Source organism: Bradyrhizobium sp. SMVTL-02, from assembly GCF_051853005.1.
Classification (GTDB): Bacteria; Pseudomonadota; Alphaproteobacteria; order Rhizobiales; family Xanthobacteraceae; genus Bradyrhizobium.
The window spans coordinates 4309534-4328079 of the sequence record NZ_CP182469.1; the positions used below are offsets into that span (position 1 = coordinate 4309534).

Annotated in this window: 16 protein-coding genes and 3 pseudogenes; 11 read left to right on the plus strand and 8 right to left on the minus strand. The window is 60.1% G+C overall.

The window, feature by feature from the left end:
• Positions 1-70 precede the first annotated feature (70 nt).
• Genes ACNJYB_RS20320 through ACNJYB_RS20330 form a run of 3 tightly spaced genes read left to right on the plus strand, consistent with a single transcriptional unit; the run spans position 71 to position 5092 of the window.
• Positions 71-1096 (plus strand): HlyD family secretion protein, encoded by a 1026-nt coding sequence (locus ACNJYB_RS20320; RefSeq protein WP_439375604.1) that lies wholly within the window; start codon positions 71-73, stop codon positions 1094-1096.
• The gene (gene rbbA, locus ACNJYB_RS20325; RefSeq protein WP_439368065.1) at positions 1093-3873 is read left to right on the plus strand and encodes a ribosome-associated ATPase/putative transporter RbbA; all 2781 of its coding nucleotides are present in this window, start codon (positions 1093-1095) and stop codon (positions 3871-3873) included. Before ACNJYB_RS20320 ends, rbbA begins: the two co-directional genes overlap by 4 nt.
• A gap of 1 nt (position 3874) precedes the next feature.
• On the plus strand, positions 3875-5092 hold the full coding sequence (locus tag ACNJYB_RS20330; protein WP_439368066.1) for an ABC transporter permease: 1218 nt from the start codon (positions 3875-3877) through the stop codon (positions 5090-5092).
• A 12-nt stretch (positions 5093-5104) separates the two neighbouring features.
• Here ACNJYB_RS20330 and ACNJYB_RS20335 read toward each other — a convergent pair.
• Positions 5105-5416 (minus strand): annotated as a pseudogene (locus ACNJYB_RS20335) (phosphate acyltransferase); the annotation flags it as partial.
• 8 nt (positions 5417-5424) lie between these two features.
• Here ACNJYB_RS20335 and ACNJYB_RS20340 point away from each other — a divergent pair.
• Both ACNJYB_RS20340 and ACNJYB_RS20345 read left to right on the plus strand, forming a co-directional pair.
• Positions 5425-5670, plus strand: coding sequence for a hypothetical protein (locus ACNJYB_RS20340; RefSeq protein ID WP_439368067.1), 246 nt, complete (start codon positions 5425-5427; stop codon positions 5668-5670).
• Between the two features lie 237 nt (positions 5671-5907).
• Positions 5908-6255, plus strand: a complete 348-nt coding sequence (locus tag ACNJYB_RS20345) for a hypothetical protein (protein ID WP_439368068.1) — start codon at positions 5908-5910, stop codon at positions 6253-6255.
• Between the two features lie 608 nt (positions 6256-6863).
• On the opposite strand, the gene ACNJYB_RS20350 is transcribed toward ACNJYB_RS20345, so the two are convergent.
• Complete coding sequence (locus ACNJYB_RS20350; protein ID WP_439368069.1) at positions 6864-7217, minus strand: hypothetical protein; 354 nt, start codon at positions 7215-7217, stop codon at positions 6864-6866.
• Between the two features lie 94 nt (positions 7218-7311).
• Here ACNJYB_RS20350 and ACNJYB_RS20355 point away from each other — a divergent pair, with 94 nt between their 5' ends.
• The gene (locus tag ACNJYB_RS20355; protein ID WP_439368071.1) at positions 7312-7455 is read left to right on the plus strand and encodes a hypothetical protein; all 144 of its coding nucleotides are present in this window, start codon (positions 7312-7314) and stop codon (positions 7453-7455) included.
• A 10-nt stretch (positions 7456-7465) separates the two neighbouring features.
• On the opposite strand, the gene ACNJYB_RS20360 is transcribed toward ACNJYB_RS20355, so the two are convergent.
• A complete protein-coding gene (locus tag ACNJYB_RS20360; protein WP_439368073.1) occupies positions 7466-7726 on the minus strand; it encodes a hypothetical protein in 261 nt (86 codons plus the stop codon).
• A gap of 181 nt (positions 7727-7907) precedes the next feature.
• A complete protein-coding gene (locus tag ACNJYB_RS20365; protein ID WP_439368074.1) occupies positions 7908-8693 on the minus strand; it encodes an SGNH/GDSL hydrolase family protein in 786 nt (261 codons plus the stop codon).
• A 116-nt stretch (positions 8694-8809) separates the two neighbouring features.
• Between ACNJYB_RS20365 and ACNJYB_RS20370 the strand changes: the two genes are divergently transcribed.
• The 5 genes from ACNJYB_RS20370 to ACNJYB_RS20390 all read left to right on the plus strand — a co-directional run bounded on the left by ACNJYB_RS20370 (position 8810) and on the right by ACNJYB_RS20390 (position 13559).
• A complete protein-coding gene (locus tag ACNJYB_RS20370; RefSeq protein ID WP_439368076.1) occupies positions 8810-10048 on the plus strand; it encodes a hypothetical protein in 1239 nt (412 codons plus the stop codon).
• A gap of 5 nt (positions 10049-10053) precedes the next feature.
• Positions 10054-10638, plus strand: a complete 585-nt coding sequence (locus tag ACNJYB_RS20375; RefSeq protein ID WP_439368078.1) for a protein-S-isoprenylcysteine O-methyltransferase — start codon at positions 10054-10056, stop codon at positions 10636-10638.
• A gap of 488 nt (positions 10639-11126) precedes the next feature.
• A complete protein-coding gene (locus ACNJYB_RS20380; RefSeq protein WP_439368079.1) occupies positions 11127-11840 on the plus strand; it encodes a hypothetical protein in 714 nt (237 codons plus the stop codon).
• 333 nt (positions 11841-12173) lie between these two features.
• Positions 12174-12638 carry a Rap1a/Tai family immunity protein gene (locus ACNJYB_RS20385; RefSeq protein WP_439368081.1) on the plus strand — a complete coding sequence of 155 codons (465 nt, stop codon included), beginning with the start codon at positions 12174-12176 and terminating at the stop codon, positions 12636-12638.
• A 792-nt stretch (positions 12639-13430) separates the two neighbouring features.
• Positions 13431-13559: a hypothetical protein gene (locus ACNJYB_RS20390; RefSeq protein WP_439368083.1), complete on the plus strand. Its 129-nt coding sequence runs from the start codon at positions 13431-13433 to the stop codon at positions 13557-13559.
• Between the two features lie 653 nt (positions 13560-14212).
• Here ACNJYB_RS20390 and ACNJYB_RS20395 read toward each other — a convergent pair.
• The 4 genes and pseudogenes from ACNJYB_RS20395 to ACNJYB_RS20410 form a co-directional block, all read right to left on the minus strand.
• Positions 14213-14701 (minus strand): annotated as a pseudogene (locus ACNJYB_RS20395) (IS5/IS1182 family transposase); the annotation flags it as partial.
• A 286-nt stretch (positions 14702-14987) separates the two neighbouring features.
• On the minus strand, positions 14988-16031 hold the full coding sequence (locus ACNJYB_RS20400; RefSeq protein WP_128944741.1) for an IS110 family transposase: 1044 nt from the start codon (positions 16029-16031) through the stop codon (positions 14988-14990).
• Between the two features lie 23 nt (positions 16032-16054).
• Positions 16055-16960 (minus strand): annotated as a pseudogene (locus ACNJYB_RS20405) (IS5 family transposase); the annotation flags it as partial.
• A gap of 403 nt (positions 16961-17363) precedes the next feature.
• The gene (locus tag ACNJYB_RS20410) at positions 17364-18545 is read right to left on the minus strand and encodes an IS91 family transposase (protein WP_439375460.1); all 1182 of its coding nucleotides are present in this window, start codon (positions 18543-18545) and stop codon (positions 17364-17366) included.
• Between the last annotated feature and the right edge of the window lies 1 nt (position 18546).

Genomic DNA, 18546 nt, shown 5'->3' on the forward strand with positions numbered 1-18546 from the left:
CAGGAGAAGTATCGTGTCCGCACATACTTTACTTCAGCGCGAACTGAAGTTGCTTCAGACGTTTTTGGTCATGCTCATGGCCGTGCTTGGGATTTCCGCCGCCCTCGCGATCGGCAGCGCCAACGCCCAGGAGAAGCCGACGAACCCCGTTGCCGACGCCAAGAAAGCGGTAGAAACGCTGATCAATCACCTGCGCGGTCGCGACATGCCCGAGGGCATCGTGAAGACGAATGGTCGTATCGAGGCCACCCAGGTGGACGTGGCCGCCAAATATGGCGGTCGCCTCGCGACATTATCCGTCGACGAGGGCGATGAGGTCACCGCCGGCCAGGTTGTCGCCACCATCTCGTCACCGGAAACGGAAGCCCAACTGCGATCGGCGCAGGCCCAGGTGCTGAAAGCAAAGCAAGCCTATGCGGAATCTCTCGCTCTGATCGCGCAGCGCAATAGCGACTTGACGTTCGCGAGGACCGACTATGAGCGCGGAAAGACGCTGCTGCAAAATGGGAATATCGCGCAGCAGGTTGTCGACCAGCGGCGCAACAGGTTCGAAGCGGCCGACGCCGCCTTCGTTGCGGCCAACGCTCAGCGCGACGAGACCGAAGCGTCGATCAAGTCGGCCGAAGCCGAGGTCGAACGGCTTCAATCAATCATTGTCGATCTTGCGCTGGTCTCGCCGAGGAGCGGACGCGTGCAGTATCGACTTGCTCGAGCCGGGGAAGTGGTGTCCTCGGGGCAGCGCATTCTGACGATTCTCGATCTCAGAGACGTCTACATGACGATCTATTTACCTGCCGAACAGGCCGGCCGACTCAAGATCGGCGATGAGGCCAGGACCATTCTCGATCCGGTGCCGCAATACGTCTTGCCCAACACGATCAGCTTCGTGGCGACCGAGGCACAGTTCACGCCGAAGAGCGTGGAAACGACGGAGGAGCGTGAGAAGCTGATGTTTCGCGTCAAACTCCAAGGTGATCCGAAGGTACTGGATCAGTATCACAAGTTCGTAAAAACAGGCGTCCGCGGTCTCGCCTTCGTGCGTACGGACCCGAGAACCGCGTGGCCCAAAGAGCTTGAGGTAAAGCTCCCGCAATGACCGGAACCTTTGTCGCTCGAGTCGAGCACGTCGTGCACCGCTACGGCAAGCTGCAGGCGGTCGATGATCTCACGCTCGATATTCCCGCCAATTGCATGGCCGGGCTGATCGGGCCCGACGGCGTCGGCAAATCCACTTTGCTCGCCCTCATTTCCGGAGTGCGAAAGATACAAACCGGCAAGGTCACGGTGCTCGACGGCGACATGGCGGACGAGCAACATCGCCGGGAGAGTTACGCGCGCATTGCCTACATGCCGCAGGGGCTCGGCCGCAACCTCTACCCGACGCTCAGCGTCTTCGACAACATCGATTTCTTCGGCCGCCTGTTCGGCCAGGGCGCCTCCGAGCGCCGCATGCGCATTGACGAGTTGCTCAAGGCCACCGGCCTCGACCCCTTCGGCGATCGACCCTGCGGCAAGCTCTCAGGCGGCATGAAGCAGAAAGTGAGCCTCTGCTGCTCCCTGATGCACGATCCCGATCTCCTCGTTCTCGACGAACCGACCACCGGCGTCGATCCGCTCTCGAGACGGCAATTCTGGGAGCTGATCGATTCGATCCGCGCCCGCCGTCCGCAGATGAGCGTGATCGTCGCAACCGCCTACATGGACGAAGCCAGTCGATTCGACTGGCTCGCTGCCATGAATGACGGCAAGGTCATCGCCCAGGGTGCTCCGAAGGAGATCCTCGCCAAGGCAGGCAAGAGCAGCCTCGACGAAGCCTTCATTGCCCTGCTCCCTCCGGAAAAGCGTGGCCAACATCAGGAGGTCATCGTACCGCCGCGCACCGAGACCGACGACAAAACGGCGGCAATCGAGACCCAAGGGCTTACGCGCCGGTTCGGCGACTTCGTCGCCGTGGATCATGTGAGCGTCAGCATCGGGCGTGGCGAGATCTTCGGATTCCTCGGCTCAAACGGCTGCGGAAAAACCACCACCATGAAAATGATGACGGGACTTCTGCCCGTGACGGAAGGTTCAGCCAAGCTGTTCGGGAAACCGATGGCGGCCGATGACATGGAAGCGCGACAGAACGTCGGCTACATGTCGCAGGCCTTCTCGCTCTACAGCGAGTTGACCGTGAGGCAGAATCTGGAACTGCACGCCCACCTCTACCATCTGCCAGCGAACGAGATCGATGCCAGGATCGGCGAGCTGCTGGACAAATATGATCTGAAGGACGTGGTCGGCGCCAAGCCGGAAAGCCTGCCTCTTGGAGTCAAGCAGCGGCTGCAGCTTGCCGTTGCCGTGCTGCACCGGCCGCTCATGCTGATTCTCGACGAGCCAACGTCGGGGGTCGATCCGGTCGCCAGAGATGCTTTCTGGCGCACCTTGATCGATTTGTCGCGCAACGACGGCGTCACCATTTTCCTCTCGACGCACTTCATGAACGAAGCGGAGCGCTGCGACCGCATTTCCCTGATGCATCAGGGTCGGGTGCTCGCGGTTGGCGCGCCCAAGGAGCTCGTCAAGCAACGAGGCAGCGTCTCTCTCGAGGATGCGTTCATCTCCTATCTGGAGGAAGCTGGCGGAAAGGACAAGAAGTCCGAGCAGCCCGAGCCTGCTGCAGCGCCTGCCGAGAAAGCCGAGCCGCAACTGCCAGCGGCCGCGGCCCGACCCGCGGTGCCGCAATCGTCCAAGCTGTTTGATCCCGGACGGCTTTGGGCCTATGCGAGGCGTGAAGCCATGGAACTCATGCGCGATTCGATCCGGCTGGCGTTCGCGTTCGTCGGACCTGTCGTTCTGATGTTTGCCATGGGTTATGGCATCACATTCGATGTCGAAAACCTGAAATATGCAGCCTTCGACCAGGACCGGACGCCGGAAAGCCGCAGGCTGCTCGAAAGCTTCTCGGGCTCGCACTATTTCTCCGAACAGCCTCCGGTCAGCTCCGTCGAAGAGCTCGAGCGACGCATGCGCAGCGGCGAGCTGGCCTTGACGGTTGAAATTCCAGCCGGCTTCGGACGTGACGTCGCGAGTCGGCATTCGCCGGAGGTCGCCTTCTGGATCGACGGCGCCATGCCGTTCCGGGGCGAGACCGCGAAGGGCTACGTCACTGGCCTGACCATGCGTTACGTGCAGGACACCATCACAGAGCGGTACGGGCCGAATCCGCCATCCAGCGTCTATCTCGGAAACGTCAAGATCGAAAACCGATTCCGCTACAACCAGGCTTTCAAAAGCGTTTATTCGATGGTTCCGAGCGTGGTCGTCATCATCCTGGTCCTGATCCCGGCCATCATGGCGACGATCGGCGTCGTACGCGAGAAGGAAACCGGCTCGATCTCCAATTTCCGGTCCACGCCGATCACCAAATTTGAGTTCCTCCTGGGCAAGCTGTTTCCCTATGTGGTTGTCGGCATGCTGGCGTTTGTCCTCATGTTGCTGATGGCGTTCTTTGTCTTCCACGTGCCTGTCAAGGGATCCTTCGGAGCGCTGGTGCTGGGAGCCTTGCTTTACGTGTTCTCGACCTGCGGCTTCGGGCAGGTCATCTCGACCTTCACCAAGACCCAGGTTGCGGCAGTCTTTGCGACCACGGTTATTGCACTCATTCCGGTGATCAACTTTTCAGGTCTGCTCGTGCCAGTCTCTTCATTGACCGGCTCGGGAAGGATAATCGGTCTGGCATTTCCAGCGGCTTGGTTTCAGCCGATCAGCGTCGGCACCTTCACCAAAGGACTGAACTTTTCCGATCTCGGGCTCAATGCCCTCGTCCTCTTCGTTTTCTTTCTCGTTTACTTCACTGCGGCTCATATCTTCCTTCAGAAGCAGGAGACCTAAGATGTCGGTAGCGGGCCCGGCGGCCGATTCACGGCAACAGGCAACGACGCCTGCCGAGACCAAGAAGCGGGGCGAGGGTTGGTTCGGCAAGCTGCGGCTGCACGCGGCCAACATCTACCGTCTTACGGTCAAGGAGCTGCGCAGTTTCCGCTCCGACCCGATCATGATCCTGCTGGTCGTCTATTCCTTTAGCATCGCGATCTACGCCGCGGCCACCGGCGCCTCGACGGAAGCAACTAACCTCTCGGTAGGGATCGTCGATGAAGACCAGTCCGATTTGTCGCGCCGTATCGCCGATGGTCTCACGCCGCCCACGTTCAAGCGGGTGATACAGCTCACAGCCCCAGAGCTGGATCCCGCGATGAACGCGCAGCGTGTCCTTTACGTCATCGAGATTCCTGCCAAGTTTCAGGAGGATATTCTCGCCGGGCGGGAGGCTACTGTTCAGATCGATGTCGATGCCACGGCCGCCGCCCAGGCGTTCAATGGCATGACTTACATCCAGAACGTCGTTAACAACTACGTGATGCAGTTCGTTACAGGACGCGAGCCAGGGATAGGCATGCCGGTCAAGGTGCTGATCCACGCAAAGTTCAATCCGAATCTGAAGTCGAGCTGGTTCACCGCGGTGATGCAGATCATTAGCAACTTGACCATGATTACGGTCATGCTCACCGGCGCTGCGCTCATTCGCGAGCGCGAGCAGGGTACCGTCGAGCACCTCCTCGTCATGCCTGTTGTCCCGGTTGAGATCATGCTGTCGAAGATCCTTGCCAATGGCGTCATCATCGTGGTCTCGGCCGGCTTATCGCTGGTCCTGGTGGTGCAGTGGTGGCTGCAGGTGCCGACTGCAGGATCGACCCTGCTGTTTCTGGCAGGCTCGTGCTTTTATGTCTTCACGGTCGCAGCGCTGGGCATTGCGCTCGGGACCATCGCTTCCACGATGGCCCAGTTCGGCCTCCTGTCGATTCCGGTGTTGTTGGTCATGATGCTGTTGTCGGGCTCAACGACGCCATTGGAAAGCATGCCGGTGTGGTTGAAAAATATCATGTTGGTGATCAGCCCGACCCCGCATTTCGTGATTTTCGCGCAGGACGTGCTTTACCGCGGTGCGGATGCTTCGATCGTCTGGCCCGAGATCGTTGCCACAACCGCTATCGGCAGCGTCTTTTTTGGCGTTGCCCTGTACCGCTTCCGCCGCGTGATCTTTAGCGGCTGAGGAGCCGGCAGATCACCGGGCGCGCAGCTTGTCCGAACTACTCGTCAAGACGATCGGAACGCGGGCTCCCAGCACGATGGCCGCGCTAACGGCTCCCGACATGAACGTCAGCTGCTTGACCAACATGTTTCCGGATTCGATGTCGGGCACGAGCAGGATGTTCGCTCTGCCGGCCACCAGCGCCATCTTGCACAGCGCAGCCGCTTCCACGGTCGATGGGATCTTCTTGGTGACGTGTTCGACCGCCGAAAGTATCGCAAGCCTCGGTTCATCGAAACGAAGGACGTTCGCCAGATCTATCGAGGCCGACTCTGCGACCGAACGAACGCTGGATGGCGGCCCTCGTTGATGCCGGGATGGACCCGACCTACGTGGCCGAGCGCGTGCTCGCCGGGATCCAGAGCTATGATCTCTACATCCTCACCCATCCGGAGGTGCGCGACGTCGTTGCCGGCGGCTTCAATCAGATCCTGACCGCCTTCGACAAGGCCTCGCTCCACGAGCCCTCAGCGCCTCCGGAAGCAATCTCCGCGCGCGCCCAAGCGGCGGTCGCTGTGACGTGCGTCACACGCCCATAGGTGGGGCTCCCATCGATCGAAATTGGGTTTCTGATGCGCGCCGCCAAGTCTTTGGTATCAATACCTTTTTGCGCGAATGCCGCGAGGAGATTTGGAAGTGCGCGGGGCCCGGCTGTCCTCCCGGCAACGCCCCGCATCCAGGCGCAAGACGCAATACCGCGGGGTGGCATCGCCGAGCCGGAACTTTGCTCGTGTCACGCCGTTCCCGTGGGCAGCCGCGAACGAGAGCCAAAAGCTATGAAATGGATGCTGGTAGTGCTGGTTGGCGGCGTTTCGCCCGTCAACACAGACTTGGTGTTCGACAAGTTCACTGACTGTCTCGTCGCTGAGGAGCAGATGCGCCAGCATTACTCTGATGCGTTCGATGCGTGGGACCGGATGGCGGCGGCCCGGATCGACCGACGCAGGGACTACAAGAAGGCTCGCGAGGTTGAAGCCAAACGGCTGCTGAGCAACGTCGGGACCTGTGTCCCGCATGGTGGCGGCGATCGCCAGCCGGTCACAGCACCGCAGCAGCAACCTTCCGCTCCATCGGCTCAGCAGCCCGCTGCGACACCGTCGCCGCAGCCGACGCCGCGGACTTGAGCCATCCGGGTTGATCTAATCAAAACTCATCCCTCGTCGCAGGAGACCTGAGCGCGAAGCGGACACCAGAACTGGCATTGGCTACCCAGCGTTCAAGGCCTTGTAGCCCGGACGACAATCTGCCGCTGTGGTCTCCTTCAGAGGAACCGCGCTGTCGAGCCGTCGTTGCATTTAGCTGGCTCGCCGCCCGAGCCGGCGGAGCGGCCCCGGCCGATACCCCCTAGCCCCTGCGAGTCGGGGCCGTCTCTCCGCCCCCAAAGCTCCTCCAGCCGGCGCGTATTTCAAAGAGTGCGCGGCCTGCCGAAAGCAGGGTTTGGCACTCTAACCTGGTTGACTGCCAAATTCCGGAGTATGCAACCTACAAACATCAGCGCCCGCAAGGAAGGCAGCAGGTCGCAAGGCCCGCTCACGGGCGGAAAACTACGGTTGAGATATTGCTGGGGACGACCGTTGCAAACACAATGGCTATTCTTCCCGAGGCACAAGAAAAACCCAGTTGAATCAACATTGCCAAGATACCCCTTCCGCCCGTAGCCCGCCGCGATGGATCGCGAATTGCGGCCAGTGATATCCAGCTGCAAGACCTCTGGTTTGACCATGGATGTGGTCTACTTCTTGAGAATGCCAACATCGGTGTTGCCCAAGTTCTTCATGGCGCGTTCAGCGGCGGGCGTATCCACGGCGTTGTCGTGCGAGGTCGGAGCCTGAGTAACCGAGGAAGCATCCACGTCGCCGCCGGTCGTTGCATGGCTGAGCGCGTTGCCCACGTTGGGACCGGAGGAGCCAGCAGTGCCGCTTACGGTATGCCCGGTCGATAGGGTGCTGGCCGCATAACCTGCGGAGCCGGTGGCCGTAGTTCCACTCGGCGCGGAGCCGCCACTGCTCGATCCCCCCGCACTCTGGGCGAAGGCGAACGAGGCGCCGCCAACGAGTAAGATCAAGATAATGGCGGTCTGGGTCACAGAGCGGTCCTCTACAGAACAACCGCTCAATCAGTTGCACGTCTGATGGTTCCATAGAGGCCCACCGCTCCCCACCTACCACGTCGATGGCGGATTGGCTGGCAAAATCCTCGTCGTCCGCAGCGCCACCACTGTCGCAGCCGAGCGCCGCATTGTCATGATTCACTTGGCTCAACGCTCGGGCTTTTCTATTTTGTTTGCCGAGGTGCCGCTCCAATCTTTCTTTCTGCGCCTTTAGAATAGCTAGCCTACTTGCGTAGTTTCATACTGAAGCGGGACCAGATATGACCGGTCAGTGATAGGGCTATAGCGGCCAAAATGACCGGGAGCCAAACCGACGTGGTTATGATGAACAAGGAAATGATGACCGCACGTCCCAAGACCGATTCGCTGACGGGATTCTTAAGACGAGCGAAATAGGCATAGATAATAAAAATGGTCGCTGGCACCATCCACGCGGCGACAAGCACCAGTAATAGGTCAACAAGTTGACTGGCATATTGGTGCATGAGCGCACCTCCTGACAGCGTCGGAACGAATTGCCGTCACCACTGCGAGAGCTGCGATGATCGTCGAGGGGAATTGGTGTTTGTTCGCGTTGGCAGGCATCTGCACGCTCGCGCCGCTGTCAGGGCCGCTGTCCAAACTCACGTGAAGCCGCAGCCTTCGATTTGCCGGAGCTAGGGCCACTCAACGCGCGCTCGCTGAGATGGCGCGGGCAAGGGCTCGTCCAATGCAATCATAGCCATCGGCGGTGTTGTGCAATCCATCCCACGTTACAAGCGCGCTTTGCGCAACTCCGGCATTGATCGAGTTTCGCATCAGCGCAAAACGAGAGAATAACCCGACCCGTTCCTGCTTCGCGACATCGGCGATAATGCCCTCCATCGTTTGGTAGCTGGCGGACGCGAGCACCTGCGGCGCATATTGCAAATCCATCAGCACGACGTCGGCAGCCCCCGCCTTGAGCGCCCTTACCCCTTCAAGAACGCTCCTCTTGAGCTCTTGGTCCGGCCGGCCACCCCAGGCCACGTCATTTGTGCCCAATTGCCAGATAACGAGATCAGGTGCGTGGGCGAAAACGTCACGATGGAAGCGTGTGATGTTGTTCGGAATGGTGTCGCCGACTCGACCGCTGTTGATGACGTTGATCTTGGCGTTCGATCTAAGCCTCGATAGCTCCCGGCGCATCACCTCAGGGTATGTGGCCGCGGACCTAAGCACCCAGAGTCCTACTGTCGAGGATGATCCGATCGCTACAATCTTCAACGGCTCGCCAGATCTCAAACGCGCTGCCGTATGGGGCAATTGTGCACCAAGCGAGACATCCAAGTTTGCCGCAAGGCATCTCTCTCCCGATGATATCTCGTCCTGTGCTCGAGAGGGCGCCGTGCTGGACAATCCGACAATGGTGGCAGCACCGATCGACGCTATTGTTCGAGCGGTTCGGATTGCGCGAAGAATGGCAAAATACATCGACACATGTTCCCCAATAACCGGTCGATTCTCTCTTGACAACCCTTGGCGTCAAACGTTCTGTCGTTTGATGCAGGTCGATTGACGCGGAGCAGCGAAAAGCACGAGTCGCCCATATGACCATGTCCGAAAAGCATATAGCGAAGCGGCTGGTATTCCATGTCGGCGGCTATGATCCAATCACGTCGCATGCCAGCGCACAACGACGATTCGAGCGCGAAATTCGCAGGTTCCAACGTGCCTGGTCAGTGAAGGCGGCAGTTGGCGGTCTGCATGAAACCGCCGACCAGATACAATGGAACGTGACGACCCGCGGCCCCGATTGGCTCGTCGAAACCGATTACCGTCTGGTCCGATGGCACAACGTAATCGAGGCATTCGGCCGTCGAAGCATTGGCTCACGCATTTCTGTCGGCCTTCTTACGTTTCTGGATTTCGTGTTGACCGGCACTCTTTGGCGTTACTTGCTGACCAATTGGCGCTACGCACTTTTCTTTCTCTACCCATTGACCATGTTCGTACTGCTCATCGCGGCCGCCTTCTTGATCGGCGTGGTCACATTCAAGATCACCGGATCAATTCCCATTGCTACCGGCGGCGGTCTCCTCGGGTTCGCAGCCGTTTTTGCGGGCCCGTGGCGGTGGCTGCACCTGGGCGACTTGTTCGACGATTGGATTTTTTCTCGCGAATATATCCGATACGGCAATTCGGAAATCGAGCAGAGGCTAGACAGGTTGGCCGCCGAACTTGTGGCTGCGTCGGGCAACTCTGCCGCGGACGAAATATTGGTTATTGGGCACAGTCTCGGCGCCGTACTTGCGGTTGATCTACTTGGACGCGCCCTGAAGCTGGACCCCGCGCTTGGCCGGAACAAAATTCCCGTCACATTCTTGAGCGTTGGATCATCCATACTCAAGATTGGCCTGCACCCGAAGGCAACACGCTTTCGCGCGACGGTGGAACGCGTCGCCAAGTCGCCCGCGATATTCTGGGGCGACTATCAGGCTCTCGTCGACCCCCTGAACTTTTACAAAAGCCGGCCGATGGCCGAAATGGGCTTGTCGACGGAAAACGAAGCGACCATCAGAGTGGTGAGATTCAGCCGCATGCTCGACGACGACATCTATCGACGCATCAGGCTCAATTTCTTCCGCTTGCACGGCCAGTTCGTCAGTGGAAATGATAAGCGAGCATCGTACGATTACTTCATGCTGACATGCGGACCTATTTCGGCCAAATTCCAGACGCTTGCCCCCGATGGCGCCGTGTCGATGATTGCTGACGACGGAGGACTCATCGCGAGCGCGACGTTGTCGGAGGGCGAACTGCCAAGTCGTCCGGGCGCGGCAGCCTAGTTCAAATGACGCCCACCATTTCGAAAATCATTTTCGTTGCACTGGCGATCGGCTGGTACCTCATACGCTATAAGTACGCGCGGCGCTCCCGCCGCGCGAGGATTGTGCGGAGCGCTCGCGGCCCACTGGAAACCGCGCTCCTGCTCATATCCCTTTCGGGCCTTGGACTCGTTCCGCTCGTCTACGTGGCAACGGGAATACCTCATTTCGCAAATCACAGCTTCTATCCCGCGCTGGCTTGGCTGGGGTCTCTCTTTGCGATTGCGGCTTTGGGCGTGTTTCACCTGACTCACCGTGCACTCGGCCGGAACTGGTCGATAAGTCTCGACGTGCGTGAAAACCATGAACTCGTGACGGAAGGGATTTACCGGAAGGTTCGACACCCGATGTATTCCGCATTTTGGCTGTGGGCTATCGCCCAGGCATTGCTGCTGCCTAATTGGATTGCCGGTTTTGCGGGCCTCGCCGGCTTCGGGATTTTGTTCTTCGGCCGCGTCGCGAGAGAAGAGCGAATGATGCTGCAGACGTTTGGCGACAGCTATCGCGAGTATATGGCACGGACCCACCGGGTCTTCCCGTGGATACTCTGAAGTGGGTCCTGACACGTCTTCTGGACCACGGAACCGACATGGAACCAGACACCTCAATTTGTGCGTGCCATTTCCGCAACATACGGGAAAAAAGGGCTCTCGGGGGTGCTGAAGCCTCGGTCTAGTGATTGCCGATGTGGCTCGCCTCTGGTTATTTCTATGCGTGTAAGGTGAATCCCAAGCTACTCCAATAATGGTGGGGACAAGATGTTGAAATTCGCAATCCTCGGTATCGCTTCTTTGGCCTTCGTTGGGACCGCAGTTGCTGCGGACCTGCCGCGGCCTCAGCCTGTTGCCGCTGCCCCTGCGCCGGTTGGCAAATACCCGGTCGGCAAATACCCTGTCGGTAAGAGCCCGGTGGGCAAATATCCGGTGGCGTCCCCGGTGGTGACCAAAGGTTGATCTGACTGTCCGATCGTACGCCGACGGCGTTCGTTTGGGTAGTTAGCTACCTTTGCAACGGATCTTTGATCCAAGAGGATTCGAAGATGGTGGGACTGATTCGGAAATATCCGGGTCTGGAGCTTTTTGCGAAGGCCGCCATACTGGCGGCCTTCGTGGGCTTGGGGGCCGGGATCAGCAGCGCACAACCACTCGCCGCGCGTCCCGATCAGCAGCAGCGGGACGCTCTGCTCAATTCGGCGACGAAGCATGCGGGGAGCATGGCTGCCGTTACGGGTGCCACGCCCGCCACGTCAGACGTGAAGCCAGCAGTTGCGAAGCCAGTCCGAAGTACTGCTGCCAAAGGTCCCTACTACGTTGATTTTCGTGCCCGCACGGCAGCAACGTACGGTCATGCATTCATCTGGTACGGGAAGACCAGCGAAAAGCAGGTCGAGGTCGCTGGTCTGGCTCCGGCCGGCGACGAAGTGCCGTACATCTTGGGACACCTCATATTTGTCCCCTCTGAGACAGGCGCGAGCTATGGCGATCTTGACGAGCAATATCTGACCGCCAGCTATCGCGTCTATTTGAATGAGGCCGATGCCAAGAGGGTCTTTGCCTATATCAAACACCTGCAGCAGACTTCTCCGCTGTGGAATGCAGCAACGACCAACTGCACTGCTTTTATCGGACGCATAGCGACTTTCATGGGCCTCAACGCTCCGTTTCATCTGCTGAAGCCTGAGGAATACGTAAACCGACTCAGAGAGCTGAACGGTGGGCGGAAAACGGTGCAGCTTGAACCCGAACGAAGCTAGGTCGCTCAGCATTGAGCTCATGCGGCCTTCCTGATCAGCCATCTCGATAGGCGCCAGATCTTCACGAATTCAGTCAATGGCGTCATCCGAGAAAGTGCGGCGCAAGATTGACCGTCGAAAACTGGCAACCAACCGTCGATCGGTTGGACGGCCCGCCCCGAAAAGCCCAAGATGCGCATAGCCCGGGATCAAGACGACCGCGATGCGAATCATGGCGCCGTCGAGGAAGGTTAGCGTTTCGCTAGAACTTTCGCGCAAGGGACGCGCCAGATCGAAATTTAAGCCATCAGTGCGCTGATCGCTGCTGTCATTACGCTGGTATTCGGGGACGCGATGCGGGTCTATATCATTCTTGCCGGCCTAGCCCTCTTGCTCATTGGAAGGGTCAGCGGCACGGTCGTCGATAAGGGAACCGACGCGCAGAAATCTTGCGGGCTACTTATTCAGAAGTCGTTGCGTGATCAGGACGAAGCCCGCCTCGCCGGCTCGTGTGAGGGAATGATCGAGACTGCGATGCTCTTTTCACCAAATCTGCCGGCTGACGTGCGTGCATGTCCCCCAGCGCAAGGCAGTGCCTTGGAAAGTGCCAAGGTCCTTCTTCAATACATCGACAATAATCCGGATCGACTGAATGAACCGGGCATTACCCTAGCCCTCGAGGCGTTCAGAGATGCCTGGCCTTGCCATGGGGACGAAGCCGGGGGGCCAGGTGGTCCAAGACAAAAAAAGCGCGTGCCGAAAAAGCCAAAGCAACAGCCTACATCGCCTGCGAACGATGGGAACAGTGGAACGAGATGACCAATCGCCTGGCGACAGAGAGTATGAAGGGTCAGGGAAGCAGAAGACCATCAGGCGGGCGCTGATCTCCCCATCCCGCACGAGGTCATCGCTTGCGCCGAGCAACCAAAGCTCGTCCGCCTCGACTCGCATCAAGCTCCGTGACCACCAGCGCTCGATCATTGCCGCGAGAATCGCGGCCTCGTGGGCATCCAGATCGTCCATCAGATTCCAGAACCCGACGACGTAGAGATCCGTCGTCGGCGACCGAGCGCGCGCTCGACCGCATGGAAGAGGTTCGCGCCATCGCGCTGCTCGGGGTGGCCCCGAAGAGAGAGCCGTCCCCGATTCACATTCCCGGAGAACGGCCGCCGGACCTCGGCCCTGATCGGTCCGAGCCCGGTCAGGGCCGAGCGACGGCCGGGTTCGATGGCCGGCGGCTCGAAGCCGAGGGCACCGCAGATGGTGGCGTGCACACGCTCCCGCCGCCTGTCTAGCACGTGCCAGCCCACCTTGTTCGCAAAGGGAGCCGTCCGCAGTTCGGCATTAAGGGCCGCGGCTTCGTTCCGCCAATGGGTTAGAACAGCTCCGCCGCAAGCCGACACCACCGGGCCCCTTCGGTTGCACCCACACAGAGGGAGATCCAGGGCACTGCAAATCCGGGGTACGCCGGTTGCCCCATCGCGAGCGACCTGGCTTCGATGCCAAATGTCGCTCCGGGCTAAGCGTAAGCCTTGCTCGCCCGGCAACTTCGGCCCCAACTCCTCCTGTCACGGAGTTGGGGCCGTTTCCCCAAAACGCGACAGCGCCGCAATGATTGCCGCGCCACAATTCTCGACGATCTCGCTCGACCCCGAGCAGCAACAACTGGCGGGCGGCCAAGCGGTGAAGCCGTGGCAGGAAGCAGGGAAAATCGCGAGATACCTGGCGCCCGCCGCTTAACGGCTCCCCGCGCGCGGTGACATGAGGACACGTAGCAACCGTTCGGCGTGCTCCTTCGTCAAGTTTGCCGCCATGTCGGTCCCGATCAGTGCTGGGCCCATTCGCTCGCGGTCATAGACCATCCAACCCTTGCCTCCCATTCGAATGAAAAACCTGCTCTGCGTCGGCTCTTTGTCAGTCATTGGTGACGCCCCGGTTGCTCGACGGAGCAAGGAAAGGCGGCCATCCTTCTGCTTGCATTAAGCTGTGTGAATCGGCGCGGGAAAAACTGGAAAAGTTCCGGTCTGGAACGAGCCCGCAATGTGCTGAAGCGAACAGAAGCGCGCCGGGCGTGCAGAGTAAGCTACGATCGCTTGGCCTTCCCCAAGAGTCCAAGCACCTCCAGCGGCCCCGGCCTTACCACAAGCCCCCCACCATAGCCGGGGCCGCCCCTCGCTCCCACGGAAATCGATCTGTCAGGCGAGTGTCAGGCCGGTGCACTAGCCTTGGTGGGACCGTCGACACCGCCCAGGGCGTTGCCGGTTGCGGGGCCCGGCCTGAGTTTCTGCTCCAGTTCCGGGCCCCGTTAGCTTGCGGCCAAAAGAAAACGCGGCGCCCCGACGGAGCGCCGCGCGAAACTCGTTCGTTGTCGTATGGGTGTCAGTAGTCGTCCGTTAAGAAGGCGAATTGAGCGGGGCGGGACGGCCGAACGTGCGCCATAGCTGGAGCAGGATGAGGCACAAGAGTTCTCTGAGCCAGGCGAGGATGCGGCGGAAGTTGTGGCCCACGGCTGAGAGGATGACGTTAGCCGCATCGCCGGCGCGGCCTTTGAGGTAGCAGCGGCCGAGGTGACCATCGGCCTTCAGGTGTCCGATGATGGGTTCGATGGCGGAGCGGCGGCGCAGCTCGCGCTTGATGACACCGAAGACGCCGCGCTTCTGGCCGGAGATGAAGATCCGTCGGGGATTTTGTGCGTCGTGGCCGCGGTATCCCTTGTCGACATAGGCCCGCTCGATCGCGCAGCCGGTGAGTGTCTCGGTGCGGTCGATGACGTCCCGCAAGGTGTGACCGTCGTACGGGTTATCGGGTAGCGCCCTGGCGTGCAGCACGAACAGGCCCCCGGGAGAACGGCGGTTGTTGGTGACGATGGAGGCTTTGACGCCGATCTATGGACCACGCCCGCGTTGCAAGAGGAATCGACAAAGGGATGAAGCGGTTTGCGCCAATCTATCCGGCTTCAATTTGGGGCTGTTGCCCCGAGCCATCATGGATATCCGCTCACTTCTGTCCTCAATAACTCGCCGGCCTCAAGAAGGGCCATGGAGTCGAACCAGGCTTCAGAAGTGTCGGTGGAACCGTTTCTCCATTCGTCCTTTCCGTCTCGCAAACCTCGGCGGGTTATTGTGCCTTCTGATCCCGACCTTGGATTTTCCTTTCCGGCCCTGTTTCTTATGCGGTGCGGCCCAGGAGGTTGGCGTCGTAGTCACGGCCCTTTGCGAGCATGCTCCAGGCCATGCGCGCAAGTTTTGCGGCCAGGGCAACAACCAAGACATTGGAGTGGAGCCGCTTCGACGCTGCCTCTAACCAGGCTGCGAAGCCATGCCGAGGCCAACTCTGACGCTGCAGAAGTACGGCTCTGGCACCTTGAATAAACAGCGTTCGCAGGTACCGATTACCGCGCCTCGATATGCGCCCGAGAATGGTTCGATCGCCGGTCGAGATTTGCTTTGGTACCAGACCAAGCCATGCTGCAAAGTCTCGGCCTTTATGGAAGGCATCACCGGTTCCGATGGCGGCGACCATCGCGCTTGAGATGATCGGCCCGACGCCGGGCGCACTCATTAGGCGGCGACAGTGTGGATCTTGATCAGCGAGTTCGTCGATTTCTTTCGTCATTGACGCGACCCGTCGGTCGAGATAGCGCCAGTCCTCGGCCAAGTCCTGAATGAGCTGGATCACGCGAGGCGATAAGTTGTCGTTTGGCGCTGAGAGAATCTGAGGAAGTGCCAGTCGGAGTGCTGCCGCTCCCTGCCGCACTGGTAGCCCTCGCTCAAGCAAAAAGCCCCGGATTTGATTGATGACCGCCGTTCTCTGCGTCACCAATCGACTGCGAACTCTGTGTAGTGCCTGTAAATCAAGTTGTTCGGCTGACTTCACTGGAACGAACCGCATTGTCGGCCGCTGAGCGGCCTCGGCGATCGCTTCAGCATCCCGAAAGTCATTCTTGTGACCCTTGAGGTATGGTTTGACGTACTGCGCCGGCAAGAGCCGTACTTGATGGCCTAATTTCTCGAGCCTGCGCCCCAGATGATGTGCGCCTGCACACGCCTCCATTCCGATCAGACAACGCGGAATATTGCCCAGCGACTGGTCAAGCTGATTTCTCGACCGCTTCTTGCGTAGCGTAATTGCGCCTGTGGCATCGAGACCGACGACGTGGAATGTGTTCTTCCCGAGATCGATGCCGATTGTGACAAGGTTCGTATTCGACATGGCTTGCGCTCCTGCTGCTGCCCCCCGCCGGGCTGCACGTTGCCGCTGAGAGCGGGCGTGGTCCATGCCATTAACTCGTAAGGCGCGGCTGCTTTGCCCTTGCCGATGCACTCCACCTCCGGGGCGTGGAAGGAATAAAGCTTGAAGCCGCGCTGGCGTTGCTGCTGCGAGCGGATCTGCGAGGCCCGGCTGAGCGGGAGGGCGAACGTGTTCTCAAGCACAGCCTGACCTTCGATCTTGCGGCGGATATCGCGGATGATCCGGCCCAGTCGGCTGCGCAGGATGCGCAACTGCCGCTGATGCCGCTTGAATTGCTTGGCATGGCCGTAGCGTCCCGCCATCATTGTCGCGGTTTTGGCAATGCGCAGATAGGACTGCCGCAGCTTGACCCCGTGCTTCCTCGCCAGACGGTTGAGCCCCTTGATCGCCGCGTGCAAGAGCTTGGCATCGGTCGGGAAGGTGATCGCCTTCGGCTGCACGGTGGTATCGACTGTGACCCGCTTGATGTCCTGGCTGCGTAACGCGCCGGCCTCGTGTGCCACCCGCAAGCTCTCGGCCAGCAACAGCTCCAGCTTGTCGCCGAGCCGCTTGCGCCAGTGGCTCAGGTCCGAGCGCTCGTGCGGGAATGCGTGCTGGAAGAACTCTTCGCCGGTGAAGTACTGGAAATATGGGTCGTGGACCCAGCGCTCGCACACCCCCTCATCGGACAGCCCGTAAATGTGCTTGAGCAGCAACAGCCCGATCATGAAGCGGCTCGCGATCCCGGGCCGACCATTCTCGCTATAGAGCGGCGCGATCTCGCCGTCGATCCAGTCCCAATCGACCTTGCCGGCGAGCTGAACCAGCTCGTGCTTCATATTGATGATTTGGTCCAGCCTGGCCCGGAACAGATCGCCCGATCCCGTCGTCCTGTGCTTCTTCGGTCGCATCGCCACCTCCGATGTGATGACGGAATCATGGTTGGCGATTCGACGGAATCTTGAGGGTTCTGTGAGGTCGCGTGGCAGGCGCGAGCCGCGCGCTCTGTGGTGCGTGCGACCTCATAGAAGCCGGATTGAACGAAGCTGCGGAGTTGTGGGCGCTATGGGAATAGTGCAGCGGGTGCGGCTGCGGGGAACGCTCGCCTGTGGTCGCCGCGCGTCCGCGAGTCATTCATCGGATGTGAGGGGCCCGATTGATCGGGCCAAGGGCGCGATCCAGCGAGCGATTTGCAGCGCTGGGATGCGCTACCGAACGATTGGCGGGGTGTTCGGTGACGAGCGCGGCCACGGCGACTTCGGACGTTGCCACCAAGAAGGTGATTACGGAAGGGGTGGATGGTACAGACGCTGGTCATGACGTATCACAATGAAACGGCTGGTCGCGCGCGCAGGCTCGCGGGACGATATCGACGCGCCGCATGGTGCCGCCACAATGCGGGCAGACGGGGATCTCGCATTTGGTGAGGGGATCGGCGCCGGCTTCTTGATCAGTCGGAGCGTTGCGGACAGCAAGGAGTTGACGGCAGAAAGCGATTTTATCGTTGCGTCCGCCATTGGCGAGGAAACCATAGTGGCGGATGCGGTGGAAGCTGTCCGGCAGGGTGTGCAGGAGAAAGCGACGAATGAACTCATCGGCCTTAAGCGTCATCACTTTGGTTTTACGATTCTGCCGATAGTCCTTCCAGGCAAAGCTCACCTTGCCGTCGGCAAGCGAGATCAGCCTACTGTTGGCGATGGCGACGCGATGCGTATAGCGGCCGAGATAAGCCAGCACCTGTTCGGGCCCACCGAATGGCGGCTTGGCATAGACGACCCAGTCGGTCCATCGAAGTTGAGCGAGGCGCTCGGCGAATGCGGCGGGATCGGCGAGACGGGCGAGATCGCCAAAGAAGCCCAACTGGCCAGCCGCGAAGGCAGCTTGCAGCTCTTGCAGAAACAGGCGGCGGAACAGCCTGGAGAGGACGCGCACCGGCAGGAAGAAGCCGGGCCGGCAAGCGACCCAGTGTGTGCCGTCGAGTGAAGGTCCACCACCAGGCACGACGCAGTGGATATGCGGATGGTGTTGCAGGGTTTGACCCCAAGTATGGAGGACGGCGGTCAGACCGAGCTGAGCGCCGAGATGCTTGGGGTCGGCCGCGATGGTGGTGAGCGTCTCGGCCGCGCAGCGGAACAGAATGGCATAGACCACCGCCTTGTTCTGGAAAGCAATCTCTCTGGCCGGCGCCGGCAAGGTGAAGACGACGTGGAAGTATGGCACGGGAAGGAGTTCGGATTGTCGCTCGGCAAGCCATTGCGCGCGCGCCGAGCCTTGGCACTTCGGGCAATGCCGATTGCGACAGGAGTTGTAGGCGATCCGGGTGGCACCGCAGTCGTCGCATTGCTCGATGTGGCCGCCAAGCACAGCCGTCCGGCATGCCGTGATCGCGCCCATGACGCGCCGCTCGACGCGACCCAGATGTCCGGCACGAGCTTGCCGAAACGCTTCGCCGTGGCGGCGGAAGATATCCGCCACTTCCAGAACTGGAGTCATCAGG

What these genes read in the sequence shown, in the direction of transcription:
- ACNJYB_RS20370 (WP_439368076.1), top strand. Translation starts at nt 8,810, where the DNA reads ATGACCATGTCCGAAAAGCATATAGCGAAGCGGCTGGTATTCCATGTC.
- ACNJYB_RS20330 (WP_439368066.1), top strand. Translation starts at nt 3,875, where the DNA reads ATGTCGGTAGCGGGCCCGGCGGCCGATTCACGGCAACAGGCAACGACG.
- ACNJYB_RS20375 (WP_439368078.1), top strand. Translation starts at nt 10,054, where the DNA reads ATGACGCCCACCATTTCGAAAATCATTTTCGTTGCACTGGCGATCGGC.
- ACNJYB_RS20345 (WP_439368068.1), top strand. Translation starts at nt 5,908, where the DNA reads ATGAAATGGATGCTGGTAGTGCTGGTTGGCGGCGTTTCGCCCGTCAAC.
- ACNJYB_RS20365 (WP_439368074.1), bottom strand. Translation starts at nt 8,693, where the DNA reads ATGTATTTTGCCATTCTTCGCGCAATCCGAACCGCTCGAACAATAGCG.
- ACNJYB_RS20385 (WP_439368081.1), top strand. Translation starts at nt 12,174, where the DNA reads ATGCGGGTCTATATCATTCTTGCCGGCCTAGCCCTCTTGCTCATTGGA.
- rbbA (WP_439368065.1), top strand. Translation starts at nt 1,093, where the DNA reads ATGACCGGAACCTTTGTCGCTCGAGTCGAGCACGTCGTGCACCGCTAC.
- ACNJYB_RS20360 (WP_439368073.1), bottom strand. Translation starts at nt 7,726, where the DNA reads ATGCACCAATATGCCAGTCAACTTGTTGACCTATTACTGGTGCTTGTC.
- ACNJYB_RS20340 (WP_439368067.1), top strand. Translation starts at nt 5,425, where the DNA reads ATGGCGGCCCTCGTTGATGCCGGGATGGACCCGACCTACGTGGCCGAG.
- ACNJYB_RS20380 (WP_439368079.1), top strand. Translation starts at nt 11,127, where the DNA reads ATGGTGGGACTGATTCGGAAATATCCGGGTCTGGAGCTTTTTGCGAAG.
- ACNJYB_RS20400 (WP_128944741.1), bottom strand. Translation starts at nt 16,031, where the DNA reads ATGTCGAATACGAACCTTGTCACAATCGGCATCGATCTCGGGAAGAAC.
- ACNJYB_RS20320 (WP_439375604.1), top strand. Translation starts at nt 71, where the DNA reads ATGCTCATGGCCGTGCTTGGGATTTCCGCCGCCCTCGCGATCGGCAGC.
- ACNJYB_RS20390 (WP_439368083.1), top strand. Translation starts at nt 13,431, where the DNA reads ATGATTGCCGCGCCACAATTCTCGACGATCTCGCTCGACCCCGAGCAG.